The organism is Moorena producens PAL-8-15-08-1 (genome assembly GCF_001767235.1).
GTDB classification, from domain to species: Bacteria; Cyanobacteriota; Cyanobacteriia; order Cyanobacteriales; family Coleofasciculaceae; genus Moorena; species Moorena producens_A.
The window spans coordinates 1647348-1662041 of the sequence record NZ_CP017599.1; the positions used below are offsets into that span (position 1 = coordinate 1647348).

At 42.8% G+C, this 14694-nt stretch carries 17 protein-coding genes; 6 read left to right on the forward strand and 11 right to left on the reverse strand.

All coding sequences use genetic code 11. The annotated features are described in order from the left end of the window. Nucleotides 1-18 precede the first annotated feature (18 nt). Nucleotides 19-255: a hypothetical protein gene (locus BJP34_RS38885; protein ID WP_149030829.1), complete on the reverse strand. Its 237-nt coding sequence runs from the start codon at nucleotides 253-255 to the stop codon at nucleotides 19-21. A gap of 119 nt (nucleotides 256-374) precedes the next feature. Here BJP34_RS38885 and BJP34_RS06300 point away from each other — a divergent pair, with 119 nt between their 5' ends. Beyond that, on the forward strand, nucleotides 375-977 hold the full coding sequence (locus BJP34_RS06300; protein WP_070391607.1) for a hypothetical protein: 603 nt from the start codon (nucleotides 375-377) through the stop codon (nucleotides 975-977). A 20-nt stretch (nucleotides 978-997) separates the two neighbouring features. On the opposite strand, the gene BJP34_RS48495 is transcribed toward BJP34_RS06300, so the two are convergent. The 5 genes from BJP34_RS48495 to BJP34_RS42570 all read right to left on the reverse strand — a co-directional run bounded on the left by BJP34_RS48495 (nucleotide 998) and on the right by BJP34_RS42570 (nucleotide 4949). Further along, complete coding sequence (locus BJP34_RS48495; protein WP_267876501.1) at nucleotides 998-1129, reverse strand: hypothetical protein; 132 nt, start codon at nucleotides 1127-1129, stop codon at nucleotides 998-1000. A 126-nt stretch (nucleotides 1130-1255) separates the two neighbouring features. Continuing rightward, nucleotides 1256-2977, reverse strand: coding sequence for a DUF6909 family protein (locus tag BJP34_RS06305; RefSeq protein WP_070391608.1), 1722 nt, complete (start codon nucleotides 2975-2977; stop codon nucleotides 1256-1258). 111 nt (nucleotides 2978-3088) lie between these two features. After that, nucleotides 3089-3871, reverse strand: coding sequence for a serine O-acetyltransferase (gene cysE / locus BJP34_RS06310; RefSeq protein WP_083305028.1), 783 nt, complete (start codon nucleotides 3869-3871; stop codon nucleotides 3089-3091). 145 nt (nucleotides 3872-4016) lie between these two features. After that, on the reverse strand, nucleotides 4017-4598 hold the full coding sequence (locus tag BJP34_RS06315) for a TetR/AcrR family transcriptional regulator (RefSeq protein ID WP_070391609.1): 582 nt from the start codon (nucleotides 4596-4598) through the stop codon (nucleotides 4017-4019). Between the two features lie 24 nt (nucleotides 4599-4622). After that, entirely contained in the window at nucleotides 4623-4949 is a 327-nt protein-coding gene (locus BJP34_RS42570; protein WP_158517045.1) for a hypothetical protein, read from the reverse strand. Between the two features lie 304 nt (nucleotides 4950-5253). On the opposite strand from BJP34_RS42570, the gene BJP34_RS06325 reads away from it, so the two are divergent. Both BJP34_RS06325 and BJP34_RS38890 read left to right on the forward strand, forming a co-directional pair. After that, the gene (locus tag BJP34_RS06325) at nucleotides 5254-6213 is read left to right on the forward strand and encodes a hypothetical protein (protein ID WP_070391611.1); all 960 of its coding nucleotides are present in this window, start codon (nucleotides 5254-5256) and stop codon (nucleotides 6211-6213) included. 38 nt (nucleotides 6214-6251) lie between these two features. Next, nucleotides 6252-6440 (forward strand): hypothetical protein, encoded by a 189-nt coding sequence (locus BJP34_RS38890; RefSeq protein ID WP_149030830.1) that lies wholly within the window; start codon nucleotides 6252-6254, stop codon nucleotides 6438-6440. On the opposite strand, the gene BJP34_RS06330 is transcribed toward BJP34_RS38890, so the two are convergent. The 3 genes from BJP34_RS06330 to BJP34_RS42575 all read right to left on the reverse strand — a co-directional run bounded on the left by BJP34_RS06330 (nucleotide 6418) and on the right by BJP34_RS42575 (nucleotide 10194). After that, nucleotides 6418-7917, reverse strand: a complete 1500-nt coding sequence (locus BJP34_RS06330; protein ID WP_070391612.1) for a calcium-binding protein — start codon at nucleotides 7915-7917, stop codon at nucleotides 6418-6420. The two genes, BJP34_RS38890 and BJP34_RS06330, sit on opposite strands and share 23 nt — an antisense overlap. 215 nt (nucleotides 7918-8132) lie before the next feature. Next, complete coding sequence (locus BJP34_RS06335; protein WP_149030831.1) at nucleotides 8133-9896, reverse strand: calcium-binding protein; 1764 nt, start codon at nucleotides 9894-9896, stop codon at nucleotides 8133-8135. A 124-nt stretch (nucleotides 9897-10020) separates the two neighbouring features. Further along, entirely contained in the window at nucleotides 10021-10194 is a 174-nt protein-coding gene (locus tag BJP34_RS42575; protein ID WP_158517046.1) for a hypothetical protein, read from the reverse strand. 86 nt (nucleotides 10195-10280) lie between these two features. On the opposite strand from BJP34_RS42575, the gene BJP34_RS38895 reads away from it, so the two are divergent. From BJP34_RS38895 to BJP34_RS06345, 3 genes are all read left to right on the forward strand, one after another. Then, nucleotides 10281-10466, forward strand: coding sequence for a hypothetical protein (locus BJP34_RS38895; protein WP_149030832.1), 186 nt, complete (start codon nucleotides 10281-10283; stop codon nucleotides 10464-10466). A 392-nt stretch (nucleotides 10467-10858) separates the two neighbouring features. Then, complete coding sequence (locus BJP34_RS06340) at nucleotides 10859-12124, forward strand: RNA-guided endonuclease InsQ/TnpB family protein (protein ID WP_070391613.1); 1266 nt, start codon at nucleotides 10859-10861, stop codon at nucleotides 12122-12124. A 71-nt stretch (nucleotides 12125-12195) separates the two neighbouring features. Then, nucleotides 12196-12408 carry a helix-turn-helix domain-containing protein gene (locus BJP34_RS06345; RefSeq protein ID WP_070391614.1) on the forward strand — a complete coding sequence of 71 codons (213 nt, stop codon included), beginning with the start codon at nucleotides 12196-12198 and terminating at the stop codon, nucleotides 12406-12408. A 169-nt stretch (nucleotides 12409-12577) separates the two neighbouring features. On the opposite strand, the gene BJP34_RS38900 is transcribed toward BJP34_RS06345, so the two are convergent. Both BJP34_RS38900 and BJP34_RS06350 read right to left on the reverse strand, forming a co-directional pair. Continuing rightward, nucleotides 12578-12739: a hypothetical protein gene (locus BJP34_RS38900; protein WP_168166464.1), complete on the reverse strand. Its 162-nt coding sequence runs from the start codon at nucleotides 12737-12739 to the stop codon at nucleotides 12578-12580. Between the two features lie 941 nt (nucleotides 12740-13680). After that, nucleotides 13681-14277 carry a helix-turn-helix transcriptional regulator gene (locus BJP34_RS06350; RefSeq protein WP_070396520.1) on the reverse strand — a complete coding sequence of 199 codons (597 nt, stop codon included), beginning with the start codon at nucleotides 14275-14277 and terminating at the stop codon, nucleotides 13681-13683. Nucleotides 14278-14694: the final 417 nt, after the last annotated feature.

Sequence of the window (14694 nt, forward strand, 5' to 3'; positions counted from 1 at the left end):
TTCACTGCCCACCCTACATCAATTGTGATTAATCCGTTGGTGGGCAGTGTCAAGTAATGCGATGTTCCGTTCGCGCAGCGTCTGGCACTGCCAGTAAGGAACCGCTTCGCGATCGCGCTGGCTTGGTGAATCGGTTTGGTTCACTGCCCACCCTACATGAATCTGAGTGGGGCAGGGGATTTGGGGAATGCGATCGCTTTTAGCGGCTCCTAGGTCGCATCCCGTAGCGTGACCTACAGTCAATCGCGTTTTCACAAATTGTTTTCAGCAATTGTCTGATTAACTCCCTACCCCCAGTTATTGACAAAAGTCGTAACTGGGGGTAATTTTTGTTTCTATATTGTTCACTTTTCCTTACTATAAACAGAAAGATCATGAACAAGCGCAGTAAAAATAAAAAACGCCGAAAAAAGGGAAGACCTTTTTCCTATTACCCTCCTAGTTTATGGTTTTATAAAGATAATTTTCTCCCTCATGACTCTATAATCACTCCCAGTCAAGTAGACGAATGGCGCTATGAGGTTGAAAAAAGGTATCAAGATTTATATTTAGGCGTTAAATTTTGTTCTCTAGTAGATGAAAAATTGAAATCAATTGCCAACTCTGAGCAAATGACCTTTTGGCTAAAGCTGAATAAAGATAAGTCAGAGTTATATAAATTAATCGAAGAATACTATGAAATTATCTTTGAAGAAATTCCTTTTTTGATGTATCTTGATATCTACAGATATGACAGTACTGCTGAGATGTTGCCTTGGTCAGATGTCAGATGTTTTAGTAGCTCACCAGTTCCAGTAACCTTTACTGATATTGATGACTCGGGAAACATGTATGAATGGGAGGATGAGTATACCGAAGAAGACAATCCGATTCTAGAAATGTTCAGAGAGTATCCAGAGTTCAATATAGCAGATGCATTATCAACATTTATTAGCACTTACTCTCTGGAGGAAGAAGATGAAGAGATTGAAGAATAGCATGTCCGGTTAACTATTTATTATAGCGCTGCGCCCAGGGAATAGGGAGTAGGGAGTAGGGAGTAGGGAACAGGCAAAAGGCAACAGGCAACAGGCAACAGGCAACAGGCAACAGGCAACAGGCAACAGGGAAACAATCTTGTGTATCCCATTAGTATCAGAACCGCTATGGGTTCATCTCACTGTCTTGATGCAAAGCGCGAGTGGGGGAAACCCCCTGTTCCCTGTTCCCTGTTCCCTGTTCCCAAATTCAACACTTCTGAGCCATTACCCATTACCTATCCCAGGATTTTCTTAAGAAATTTCATAGTGATTAAATAGGTGGGCTTAACACCTGTTGTTCCCAATCCCCCGGAAGCTAAGGTGCTGCCTGTCAACAAGGGGTTATCAGAAGCATAGTAAGCATAACGCAGCTTTACCTTATCATCGATACTTTTTCGGATCATAGAAGCAGCTTGAATTGCCTTTTGTAAGTGTGCCCCTTCCATCTCCAAGCCAATCACATTCCAAGAGGAACTTTTGAAATAAGCTAAAATATCAGAGTTTTGCAAAGAGGTTCCCATTACTGTCACCAACGCTCCTTCATAAATGGGAATGCCATCATCTTTAAAATCCTCACTAGTTAGCTCATTAACAAAAGGATAATTATCGGCTGTTCCCTCAAAAATGTGTGCCGTTGGTAGCATTAAATCTCCCTTGTGTCCCACCAATATTCCCGCTTTTCCCATTACCGAAATCGATTTAACATTAAGTTTTTGGGATTGCCCACCGGTTTTATAAGGTTTGAGTAATTCATCCATAATCTCAAACGCTTGTTCCCCAAAAGCATAATCCATTACCAAGATAACTGGCTTTTCTTGTTCAATTATGTTATGATTAATGGGTAACTCAGGAGATAGCAAAGGGAGGGGGAACATAGCAGTATCAAAAATTTGCACGTGGATATTTGTCCCAGCTCTATCGGCCAGATAAAACATCCCATTTTGCAAGGCAAACTCCCTAACCTCTTGGTTTAGGTGGGCGTTTTCTGGTAAACTTAACTCACGGGCAATTTCCTCAATTTTTTTGTCTTCTCCCAAGGTGTGTTTCAGTGCTGATGGCGCAAATAAGCAATTCATCACGCTATGCAAATTCGCACTAATAATATGGAGTGGGCGCTCCCATAAGTTGTTTTCTAATACAAAGCCTTTAATATCAGTTGCCCACTGCGCCCCGTGGATATGATGTCCAATCCGCTCCCGCAGTGTGGAACTGAAAGTAATTTTGCGATCGCGTTGGGATTGGACTTCTTCCATCGCCACTCGACCCAGCCAATAAATAATATCAAATAGACCATTATTATCAGAGCTGCCCTGAGCCAGGCGATGGTAAGCGTGTTTGGTTTCTTCAAAGGTACGTCCTAAAAGAGTACTTAAATAAGAAAAAGCTCGATGCTGGACTTCCAGGTCTTCTGACACCAAGGACTTAGGATTATCCGGGGATTGTTGACCTGTAACCATTTCTTCGAGCTTTATCCACTCTCGTGTTGGTTGACCTTCCTCCAGAGCATGGTCTCTAATTTTATTAGCTTCGATATAAATAAAAGTCAAATGGGTAAGAATGTCATAAATCTCGCTACGCCCTCGGGTAATTTCGATCAGCATCGTTTCTTGATCAATGCGGTAGCAATTACGGCGACGTTTAGCAGGAACAATTGTCTCAAATCCTGATTGACTATACCCTTCTGCCGCCACCAGTTTGACAAAACGACACATTTCCATGCCGCAGGGTAAGCGATCGATAACATAAACTAGACCGTTCAATTCCACTTTCTGTGGGTCAGCAATCGAGCCATAAATTTCCGGTTGCAAAGTCAGCAACGCTTGCCTCAAGGCTGCACCAGAAGCACCCCCCGGCTTGTAGTATCCTCGGATAAATAGATGTCGCATGATCACATAAATCCGTTCGATAGCAGCTCGAGATTCTTGAGCACGAGTTCTTGGCGGAACCGGAATAGTCATACAGAGGCTCTGTTATGATTGCTAGCTCACCATTGGTGAATAGTGGAATGATATCAAGTATTGTTGGGTAATTGATCATTGACCCATTACCCATTAACCATCACCCATCACTTAATGAATTGCTGTGTGTTCGCGCTCCTTCAAATCCTGCACCTGTTGTTCCAAAGTAGCAATGCGGTCTATCAATGTCCGAATTAGCTTGGCCTCTACATCTGGCAGTTTGTGGTGTGCCAGAGGATCGGGTTGACTTTTTCGTGAAACAATCCGACCTGGAATGCCCACTATCGTGGAGTTATCGGGCACATCTTTCAGTACAACTGAGCCAGCCCCAATGCGAGAGCGATCGCCAATTCGGATGTTGCCTAAAACATTGGCTCCAGCACCCACCACCACATTGTGACCTAAGGTAGGGTGACGCTTACCTTTATCCTTGCCCGTTCCCCCCAGAGTTACATTCTGGTAAATCAAGCAATAGTCACCCACGATGGCGGTTTCACCAATAACTACTCCCATACCGTGGTCAATAAATACACCTTTGCCAATGGTTGCCCCTGGATGAATTTCAATCCCCGTTAGCCACCGCCCTAGATGGGACAAAAACCGAGGCAAGAAGGGAAACTCACGAGAATACAACCAGTTACCAACTCGATGTAGCATTAAAGCATGCAAACCAGGATAACAAAAGAGTACTTCTATCCAATTTCGGGCAGCTGGGTCTCGTGTGAAAATAACGTCGATATCTGCCCAAAGGGTTTGCCACCAACCAAAAGCAAAAGAGGAAGTAGTAGACCTAGAAGAAGCATCAGATCCTGCAGCGGGGTTTGTTGGTAAATCACAACTTTGGGATTTGGTACTGATGTCTTCGCTTCTAGTAAACCTAATAGGTTGTAACATTTAGATGTCTCCTGAATGACTATGACTTCCTGAGCCTTTGAGAATTATTTCCAGACTTAAGCAGGGGTGATCGGCTCAAATCACGGTATTTTTTGACTGAATAGTCAAAAAATGGGCAAAAAAAATTTTGCTACCTCTGAACCGATTATTCGAGTACAGACAAAGCTACCTCCAGAATGTCATCTAGATAAGAACAACTTGGATGTATTTTACCTCGGACATTGAATCCCAATATAACATGATGTAGAAAGCGAGCAAGTTGACGTGGATTAGCCTCCCTTGGCAACTCCTGAGCGGCCACAGCCCTCTCCAATGTCCGCTCCAAGGCTTTGTCCACCTGCCAGGTTAGGCACTGAACCATCTTAGCCACTGCTGGGTCATGGGGAGCCAACTCCATCATAGTATTGGCCATCATACACCCACGATATTTGGGACAGATAGCCTCAGACGCCAAGCCTCTGATTAGATTACGGATGTTTTCTAAGGGAGAGCCCGGTTCATTCAACTGTTGCTCAATGCAGCTGACTACGGTTTGTCCATAGTGCTGTACTGCCTCCAAAAACAGAGCATGTTTACTACCAAAGGTGTTGTACAGGCTTTGGCGTTGGATGCCCATGTGCTTCAGCAGCTCATTGAGCCCGGTAGCATTATAGCCTTTAGACCAGAACAAGTCCATAGCTTTTTCTAGGGCTTCTTCCCGGTCGAACTCTAGCTTTCTTCCAACCATAGTTTTAAGCTAGCACAATTTTGACTATATAGTCAAGATTACCAGCAAAAAAAATTCCTCATCCCACACTTGAGTCGGGAGTCGGGAGTCGGGAGCGGTGCGACCCGTGGCGAATTTAATTCGCCTACGGAAAGCGCACCGAGGGAGTCGGGAGTCGGGAGTCGGGAGTCGGGAAAAAATCCTGTTTACCTCATAGCTATCAAAACGGCTATAGCTTGACCCATGATACCTAATCTCCCCGCGCCCGGGCCCCACACTCCCCACACTCCCCGCGCCCGGGCCCCACACTCCCCATCTCCCCATCTCCCGCCCGATCTCCCCATCTCCCGCCCGATCTCCCCATCTCCCCATCTCCCCATCTCCCCATCCTCACCCAATTGATAATTTCTATATTTCGGCATCTTAACTGTCTCTCAAGTAATTACTTCATCAACGGTTAAATTTGATTAATAAAATTCCAAAACCGATCAAAAATTCTATTTGGTATATCGGCTAATTAATTAGTTAGTATCTCCTCAGAGCATAAGCATTTCATCCAAACATCAAGATTTGTTTCAATTTTATATCATTGAGTATTGTAGGTGATAACTTTAATAAGGTAAACCCAACCCAGTTTGTCATGTAGAAACTCACAATTAAATTTGAGGAGATTGAGATGGAACATAGCCTTGGATATCAATTTCAAGCAAGTTATGAAGACGGTAATGCTTTGGTGCAACGCCAAACACAGGCTCTAATCTATAATAGATATCCTAAATTGCTCCGGGCTTTGAGTGAGTCCTTGGCATTTTTTGTAGTCAATGAAATAGTATTTACTGAAATTAAAGAGTGGAAAAATAGAGATTATATATATCTGAGCACCTTGGCAGAAACGATAAAATTAAAGGTTCGAAATACTTTAAAAGTAAGTCCTGGGACAGAAAGTCCTGCAGAGGATATCGTTGAAACCTGTGTCAAGGATTGGGTAAAGTCAATTGCTCATGAGCTTGACAATGCTATCAAACCTATTTTAGAAAAAACAAATTCAAACAATAATACTGCTAAACAACTAGTTTTTAATGAAAAAAATGTTACCTTTATTCGAGTTGGTAATGTAGACTATGAGCTGGATGTTGAGAGACTTGTAGAAATTTTATCCTCATCAGAAATTGTCGGCGCAATTGTTGTAATTATTGTGCCGGTAATCGGTGCTATTATAGATGTCCTAGTCGGATATATTGTTGCTCTGGTTCTAATCTATATTCTCGCTACATTCATTGCTGCTACTGGCGCAGGTTTGTCTATTGCTTTACCGTTATATGCGAGAGCAGTGGCGCTGGCTTCGCAAGTGGCAGACAGTGAAATAGATGTAGTCAGGGAACTGGGGGGAGGAATTGGAGAGTTTCTTGCTAGCGATATTAGAGGTCAGAATTACTCGACAGGTATGAGACACCAATTTTATAGCAAGATTATCGATCAAAAAACGGCTATTAAATCAGATATTGACAAAAAAATTATCGAGGCATTGGCTAATAATCATCAACTCAAGAGTCAAGTGACTAGGAGCTGTATGCTTGCTTGTTGTATGCTTAGTAAAAAAACTCATCAAAAAACGATGGAGGCGATCGCACTTTAGGCTCTTGCCCTGACCAGCAGGTTGATCTCAGGTGGGCAGTGGATCACACCGATTCACCAACCTTGTTCATGGCGTTGCTAGTCACTGCCCACCCTACGGTTAATTACTTGGTTGATCTCAGGTGGGCAGTGGATCACACCGATTCACCAACCTTGTTCATGGCGTTGCTAGTCACTGCCCACCCTACGGTTAATTACTTAAACCTTAAACAAAGTCGATATCACTGAAGTTATACCGATTCTCTGTGATAGCGATGATGTCAAGTTGAACAGGAGCAATCAATCGAGAAGAGCTGCTATCATTGTCTGTTGGCCAAGCAGCAGAACTGATTTGAGCACCAACACCAGTAGTCACCTTAGAAAGATCGGGATTATTACCCTTGATTATGTTGTCAACAGCATTCTCAACCTGAGCCACATTGGGTTCACTGCTTCGAGCTGCTCCTGCAGCAACACTGTCAAACTTATTAAAGATGAAGCCTTTCTGTACAGCGATAAAGTTCCGTCCAAACACATAGTTGCCTCGTTTGAGTTGGAATTTGTCCTGACCACTTCTGAAATCCTCAATGAAAGCGTAGTCGTTTAACCCAAAGATTCCACCACCTTGATAGTAAACATTTCTGGAATCTCCTAGAACAAACTTATCGCGACCAGAACCTCCAGTCAGGATATCAATCTCCTTTGTTCCTGGTTTAAAACTAGATGGATCAACACCAACTAAAGTGTCCTTACCACCAGCACCAGTGATCTCGTCACTTCCTGCACCACCGGTAAGTTGGTTATTTTTATTATCTCCTATAATATTGTCATTGAGAGCGGCACCTTTGACATTAACAAAATTCTGGACAGTCAAATTCAAACTAGAACTGCGAGCAAGATTGACCTGCAAGCTTTGCTTTTGCAGATTCACGTTAATAGAACCACCAGAGCCAGCAGAGGAAGCATCAATCGTATTGGCTTTACCTGGAGTTGCAACAATTTTCTCAACATCGACAAGCTCATCCCGACCAAAACGGCCTTTGTCAATTATACCCCTAGGTAAGAGGGTAATTGCTGTACCCAAGGTAGAGTAATTAACTGTATCTTTACCGGCATCACCAAACAAGACATCATTGCCACTGTCCCCAAATATGGTGTCATTTCCGGAGTCGCCAAACACAAAATCGTTTCCACGACCACCAAACATCCTGTCGTCACCAAAGCCACCAAACATGACGTCATGGCCATCATTGCCCAAGAGTATGTCGTTACCCCCAAGTCCAAAGATTAGATCATCTCCACCGAGACCAAGAACAATATCAGTGGAGCCAGTACCAACCAGAAGGTCACTACGGGGAGTACCGATAATGAACTTAGGCAAGAAGAATGGGAAAAAGGGTCGGCTAGTCAGACTAGACGATGTAGTGGGCTGGATAGAAGGTTTTGTTGTGATACCTGTTGAGAATGACTCTGCTGCGATTGGGGCTGCGCTTGAGGATATTCCTGTGATTGAGGACACTGGTGCTAATATTGACCCTTCTACAGCTGACTTTTCTGCACCGCTCAAGCCGCCTATAGCACTCAGGGCAGTTGAATTAGTCAAAGCTGGAGCATTGCTGGACTTGACTTCTGTTACCTGTTTATTTTTAATAGCGTCGGGTATTAAGTCTAGTTTGTCTTTTGCTGATGGTTGGTTTTTAAGGATTGCCTGTTGAATTGTGGCCATAATATTTTCCTTAGCGATTTATGGTATTTCGATGAAATCCCATCAAGACAACCCTTGTAACGCCAAATTGGCTTTGTGATTGATTTGTCACGCCAAATTGGCAAAAAATTTAGTAATTAGTAATAGGTAATTGATACTTTATAATGACCTATTACTAATTACTAAATTACCAAAAATCTAGCAACTATTTCGGATGTAATTAACCAAACTTGAGATTACACAAAGTGGAGATCAGATTGACTATATCCGTCGGAAACGATAGCAATGATATCGAGATTAAAATTAGGAAGTATCCGACTGGACTCGAAGCTATCACCAGTGGTGTCAGCACCGAGACTTGAGCCAGAGTCTTTAATAACACCTTCAGATAGGTTGTCAACAATGGTTTCAGCTGAAGCAGCACTACTCAAATCATCATAGTAGAAGCCTTTGCGCACAGCAATAAAGTTTCGTCCAAACAGATAGTTGTCTTTTTTCAGTTGGATTTTATCCGTACCGGATTCGAAATCGGTAATTAGAGCGTAGTCATTTAGACCCAAGAATCCTCCCCCTTCATAGTAAGTATTCTTGCTATCTCCGATCACAAAGGTATCAGCACCAGCGCCTCCAGTTAAGATATCAATCTCGTTGACTCCTGGACTCAAACTGTTGGGATCTACACCTACGATGGTATCTTTGCCACCACCACCAACAATGTCGTCACTCCCTGCGCCACCAGTAAGTTGATTATTTTGGTTGTCACCAACAATGGTATCGTTGCGTCCAGTACCTTTGACATTGACAAAGTTTTCGACAGCGAAATTCAGAGTGCCATCACCAACAATATTAACTTGTAAAGTTTCCTTTTGCAGATCTACATTCACAGACGCAGTAGTACCAGCAGAAGAAGCATCGATAGTATTAACCTGACCTGCATCCCCAATGACTTTCTCAACCCCAATCAGCTGATCTTTGCCCAAACCCCCTTTATCAACGATTCCAGTTGGTAAAACAGTAATCGCTCTACCTAGACCAGTGTAATCCACTGTATCTTTTCCAGAGCCACCATCAATGACATCTTTACCAGCGCTACCACTAATGACATCATTACCACCGCCACCGCTAAGTTTGTTACTTAGTCTATTACCAGCAATAGTGTCGTTGAGTTCGGTACCTTTGACATTAATAAAGTTCCGTACAGTGCGGTTGAGAATGGAACCACCGACAACATTAATTTGTAACTTTTCCTGTTGCAAATCAACGTTGATCGAAGCACCAGTACCAGCAGAAGAGGCATCAATGGTGTTAGCTTGATTGCGATCGCCAATAATAGTCTCTACTCGGATTAGTTCATCCTTGCCAAGACCATTTTTGTTAACAATTCCCGTGGGTAAAAGGGTAATGGCTCGACCCAGACCAGTGTAATCTACGGTATCTCTGCCATCTTGTCCGTTGAGAGTGTCATTGCCTGTACTGCCGATGAAGAGGTTATATCCAGTTCCCCCAGACAGAAAATCATTACCATTCCCACCATCCAGCCTATCGTTACCGGAACCACCAAATAGAAAGTCTTTACCATTGCCACCAGATACAAAATCGTTACCAGAGCCACCGACAACAACATCATTTCCATCGTCTCCAAACAGAAAGTCATTGCCACCGAGACCAAGAATAATATCATTGCCCCCGCGACCTAAAATAATATCGTTATAGTTAGTGCCACGCAGAAACTCAGAACTGGGAGTACCGAGAATAAGGTTAAAGGGGTTTGGAAATAGAGATAAACGTTTCGACAATTCATCGGAATAGGACTCAGAAACTACCCCTGAGATCTGTGTTGAGGTGATTTGAAGAGTCGTAGTTGAACTTTTACTGCTTTCGTCGTTAGTAATGAGAAGTCTTGAAGTTTGGCTGCTTTCGTCGTTAGTAATGAGCAGTGATGAGGGAACTTCTTGTAGTTCGTCTAGTTCCTCTTGGTAAATAGTTTTGATATCTTCCATGATAGGTCTTAATTAATTGATGAATTTTATAAATCAATTTTTGTCAACAAAAACTCTACAACCTTTGCCGATATAATAATTTTCCTATCTTAATTAGGACTATTTTTTGTTGTTTTTTGTATCTTTAGTTTCTATCAAAACCAAATCCCAACTGGGTTTGTTGCCAGGTTGGCAAATTTTGACTAATGGTTTTTGTCCTATATACCAAAGGGAACAGGGAACAGCGGATCTGGGAGTAGGGAGTAGGGAGTAGCGATGCAGCAAGGGAACAGGGGGTTTCCCCCATGAGCGACTGCATCAAGACGGGAGTAGGGAAAAGGGAACAAAAATTCTCACAATTCCTACACGGATTGGTATAGCAGTGATAAATTCGGTAAGGTACTTTTGTCTTGGGTTAATCGGATTCGGGAGTGGCCGATGGAACCATTGAATGTACCTGATAAGTATGATCAGCGCGATACTAATTCTGGAAATTACCGCTACAGATCGATTTCATCTAGAAAAAAAAACGTTAAACCCTCTCTCCTGCTCCCCTGCTCCCCTGCTGTCAGAACCATGGAATTCAAATGAAGACCAGCTTATAAAATTCCCCAAAGCCGAAAACCCCGTCACAAAGCGAGCGAGCGGGGTCTGAAATTACCGTAAAAGAGTGGAGCGTTTATGGTCGATAGGTTATGGGTCAAAGTTTCAAGTCTTTGTAATACTAAATCTGGTTGTCAAAACCCCTTTATAAAAATCGACCAAATCTTTTTATCCCAGTTTATGCCAGAAATCTAGGGCTATGCAGATAAGGGGGGTATGGCAACAGGATTTGGTATAATAAGCCTCCACTCTTTAAGGTTTCGTCTCCAGGATGAAGGCGCTTTTGCGGCTTTAGCCGCCGTGAGAAAAAAATATTTATAAAATTCCGTAATCTTACGCTAAATGTTGTATACTAAAGTAGTAGTTAAAGGTCGATAATAATGATTGTATTAGAGTTCAAAGCATACGCAAAACAAAAGCAATATTTAGCAATAAACGAAGCGATTAGAACAGCTAAGTTTGTTCGCAATAGCTGTATTCGCTATTGGATGGGCAATAAAGGTCTTGGAAAGTTAGACATCAACAAATATTGCACGGTTTTAGCTAAACAATTTCCGTTTGCCAATGAATTGAACTCTATGGCTCGGCAAGCTAGTGCTGAACGAGCTTGGTCATCAATTGCCCGTTTCTATGAAAACTGCAAAAATAAAATTCCTGGTAAGAAAGGATTTCCTAGATTCAAAAAGCATTGTCACTCAGTGGAATACAAGACTACTGGATGGAAGTTATGCCCAGACAAAAAGTCAATCATTTTTAGTGACAAAAAAGGAATAGGAAAACTCAAGATCAAGGGTACGTGGGACTTATGGCGCTTTGACAAAAAGCTGATCAAGAGAGTCAGGATAGTCCGTCGAGCAGATGGGTACTATGTTCAGTTTTGCATTCAGATCGATATTAATGAGTCTGTTCCAGCAACAGGAAGCACTATTGGCCTGGACGTTGGACTAAAGTATTTTTACACTGACTCCAATGGCAATACTGTACCCAATCCTCGATTTTATAGAAAAGGAGAAAAGCGCCTAAAATTCTATCAACGTCGAGTTTCCAGGAAAAATAAAGGCTCTGCTAACCGAAAGAAAGCGATTAATAAACTTGCTAGGACACACCTTAAAATAAGTAGGCAGCGTGAAGAACATGCAAAGGGACTTGCACGTTGCGTAGTCCGGTCTAACGACCTGGTCGCCTATGAAGACTTGAGGGTAAGAAATCTGGTAAAAAATCATTGTATCGCTAAGTCTATTAATGATGCTGGTTGGTATCAATTGAGGAAATGGATAGAACACTTTGGGGCTAAGTTCGGAAAAATAACTGTTGCAGTTAATCCTGCCTACACTAGCCAGAACTGTTCTAACTGTGGCGAGGAAGTGAAAAAATCTTTATCGACTAGAACCCACGTCTGTAAGTGTGGATATCAATTAGATAGAGATCACAATGCCGCAATCAACATCCTCAAACGAGCCTTAGGTACGGTGGGGCACACCGGAACCTTGGTGTTAAACCAAAACGCTTTGGGAGATCTATCCTCTACTTTTCTTGGTTCCGTTCGCGTTCGCGAAGCGTCGCCTACGGCGAATCTGGTTGAGCAAGATGGATCGCTGAACAAAGAATCCCCGCGTCTAATGACCGGGGAGTGTCAAGTAAGATAGTCTCTAGTGAGATTAGGGGGTAACCTATAACTCAGTCAACTTAATTATGTTAACTTTTAAATAGGACAGTAATGACTAATTTAGGGGAAAACCTTAAAAAAAGACGAGAATCCCTAAATATCACCCAGCGGGAAATCGCTCATGAATTGGGCGTAACTGTGACCACGGTGCAAAATTGGGAAGCGGGCAGGCATATCCCGAAACTGTACCCAAATCAGCTCAAGGTATTGTGTGACCTGCTGAAAGTTACCCTAGATGAATTGGCAAAGTGGGTAACTGATTGAACGGTTGGGATCCAGCTAAAAAAAAACGCCCCATATGGGGCGTAACCGTTTCCTATTAACCTGGGACAGTGTCCCAAAAGTTAATCAAAAAACTAAAACAGGAGAGGATTATCACCATTTTATTGGCTACTTGTTACAGCGCCTGTGAACCCAACTTTTCGCAAAACAATCAGAAAAAATTTTTTGGGGCAAAATCTGTAGGGAATAGGGAATAGGGAATAGGGAGTAGGCAACAGGCAATAGGCAACAGGCAACAGGCAACAGGCAACAGGCAACAGGCAACAGGCAACAGGCAACAGGCAACAGGCAACAGGCAACAGGCAACAGGCAACAGGCAACAGGGAAACAATCTTGTTTAACCGATTACTATACCAATCCGTGTAGGAATTGTGAGAATTTTTGTTCCCTGTTCCCTACTCCCTACTCCCTACTCCCTACTCCCTGTTCCCAGATCCGCTGTTCCCTTTGGTATATGACAACCGGAATAAGCGTTTTTTATATGATTTGTAAACACAAGTCTTGCAGAAATTGGCTTGCGGACAAGAGGCAAAAGGCAAGATTGGAAAGAGATTCGGAGTGTTATTTGACAATAAAAAAATACCTCTTAGGTTTACATCTCATTTGTAAACCTAAGAGTGCGATCGCGCTCTACAAAAAAATGCCCCTGCCCAGGGCATTTTGTCAGCTGTAGTAGGCAGTAGTAAGGTAAGCATTCAGCTTATGGGCGTTCGTCCCAGCCTCGAAGCCTGTGCCACGCCGCTAGTTGAGGTGGTATCAGCCATCAGGGATTACTGATCTTACCAATCACTAATGACTAAGTAAAAATGACTAATTGAACCTCCCCACCCGTCGCAGGGATGGGGATTCCCAGGCACAGCCGTGGGCGACTGTTATCTCCATGGGCGTGACTTTCCCGCGCACCGTTCGCGTAGCGTGGCCAAAGGCCAGGGTAGCTGAGTAGGGTCAATACCCAGTTTTTTTGAGACCCTTACTTTTTATATTAACACTATTTGAGACGGAATATTCATCCTCGGAGACGAAACCTTAGAATAGTGGAGCCTTTATGGTTGGTCGGTTATGAGAAAAGGGGTTAAAACTTTATTATTAAGGCTCCACTATTCTTACGGTAACTTCAAGACCTTTGAGGACGGGGTATTCTTTTCCCTCTCAAACTCTCCCACTCTGATAAAAATGTTTTCTTATTGGTGGATTGCGATCGCTAAATGCCCACATCACCAAGAATGTCTGTCTTCCAAATTGCTAATTATGCCCCTAAGCAGCCATTTCTTCCATAATCATTGCCATTTGCTGCTTGGCACGAATGTTTTTCATGTGCTTCTTCACCGTATTGAGAGTAACAAACAGTTCCGCAGCAATCTCTTTGTAAGAGTAATTGACTCGACGCAGTAACCAGACGTCTGCCTCACGGGCAGTTAAGCCATATTTCTGAACTTCAGCTAGGGCTATACTATGAATGGATTGACGTTGGTCTTCGAGGGTAACTAAAATATAAGGCTGCTCAGATATTCTCAGGTTGAGCCATCTAGCCCGAATCCGAAACGTTATGGAGTTACTCGTCGTAATCTCTGAATCTATAATTACAGATTGATGGGGATAGAATTCATCACTGTCTTTCAAGGCTTGGCAGACACGCCAGATTTCTTGAGGCACCACCTTAAGATGTTTGCTGTTCGGTGTCAGTTCCTCACAAAAAACACGAGCGGTTTGATTGCTATGAACCAACTCTCCTTGTGTATTCAGAATTAAAACACCGTCAATAAAACCTTCTAGTACTCCTTGCAGTAGACCATTGTCTAACTGTTGCACCTGAGGAGCGGATTTTTCTAGAGTGTTGGTGAGAGTATACATGGTCTGTTGACCCACTAACTGGATTTGATTTGAAATGTAATGGTGCTTTTGACCCATTAAGAATTAAATTCGCGTGATTGTCGCACCTGTTGAATCACACTTGGCTTAGTCATTTGTTACAGCACCTCTCAACCAGGGTTTTCGCAAAAAATCGGACAAAAAATTTTTTTTGGGGTTTTTTGCGAAAAACCCCCCAATCACTCGTGTAAATACATACTGGGTGACTTTTGCCATTCCCCAACATTGATGCCTAAGATGTCTAGGGATGGTCAATACTGAGTCCAGTCTTCGGGCTGCCCTTTGTAGCGCTTTTCATGGGGAGTAGAGGTTAGTGGTTAGTGTAAGCATCTACCAAAAACAAACAAACTACTAACAACTAACGTGATCAGCGCTATCGATAGACTAATGCGTACTAAA

Excerpts from the sequence above, each read along its gene's own strand:
- BJP34_RS06300 (WP_070391607.1), top strand. The coding sequence starts at position 375 with ATGAACAAGCGCAGTAAAAATAAAAAACGCCGAAAAAAGGGAAGACCT.
- BJP34_RS06330 (WP_070391612.1), bottom strand. The coding sequence starts at position 7,917 with ATGGCCACAATTCAACAGGCAATCCTTAAAAACCAACCATCAGCAAAA.
- BJP34_RS06345 (WP_070391614.1), top strand. The coding sequence starts at position 12,196 with ATGACTAATTTAGGGGAAAACCTTAAAAAAAGACGAGAATCCCTAAAT.
- BJP34_RS06325 (WP_070391611.1), top strand. The coding sequence starts at position 5,254 with ATGGAACATAGCCTTGGATATCAATTTCAAGCAAGTTATGAAGACGGT.
- BJP34_RS06305 (WP_070391608.1), bottom strand. The coding sequence starts at position 2,977 with ATGACTATTCCGGTTCCGCCAAGAACTCGTGCTCAAGAATCTCGAGCT.
- BJP34_RS42575 (WP_158517046.1), bottom strand. The coding sequence starts at position 10,194 with ATGCAGTCGCTCATGGGGGAAACCCCCTGTTCCCTTGCTGCATCGCTA.
- BJP34_RS06335 (WP_149030831.1), bottom strand. The coding sequence starts at position 9,896 with ATGGAAGATATCAAAACTATTTACCAAGAGGAACTAGACGAACTACAA.
- BJP34_RS48495 (WP_267876501.1), bottom strand. The coding sequence starts at position 1,129 with ATGGGATACACAAGATTGTTTCCCTGTTGCCTGTTGCCTGTTGCCTGT.
- BJP34_RS06315 (WP_070391609.1), bottom strand. The coding sequence starts at position 4,598 with ATGGTTGGAAGAAAGCTAGAGTTCGACCGGGAAGAAGCCCTAGAAAAA.
- BJP34_RS06340 (WP_070391613.1), top strand. The coding sequence starts at position 10,859 with ATGATTGTATTAGAGTTCAAAGCATACGCAAAACAAAAGCAATATTTA.
- BJP34_RS06350 (WP_070396520.1), bottom strand. The coding sequence starts at position 14,277 with ATGTATACTCTCACCAACACTCTAGAAAAATCCGCTCCTCAGGTGCAA.
- BJP34_RS42570 (WP_158517045.1), bottom strand. The coding sequence starts at position 4,949 with ATGGGGAGATGGGGAGATCGGGCGGGAGATGGGGAGATCGGGCGGGAG.
- cysE (WP_083305028.1), bottom strand. The coding sequence starts at position 3,871 with ATGTTACAACCTATTAGGTTTACTAGAAGCGAAGACATCAGTACCAAA.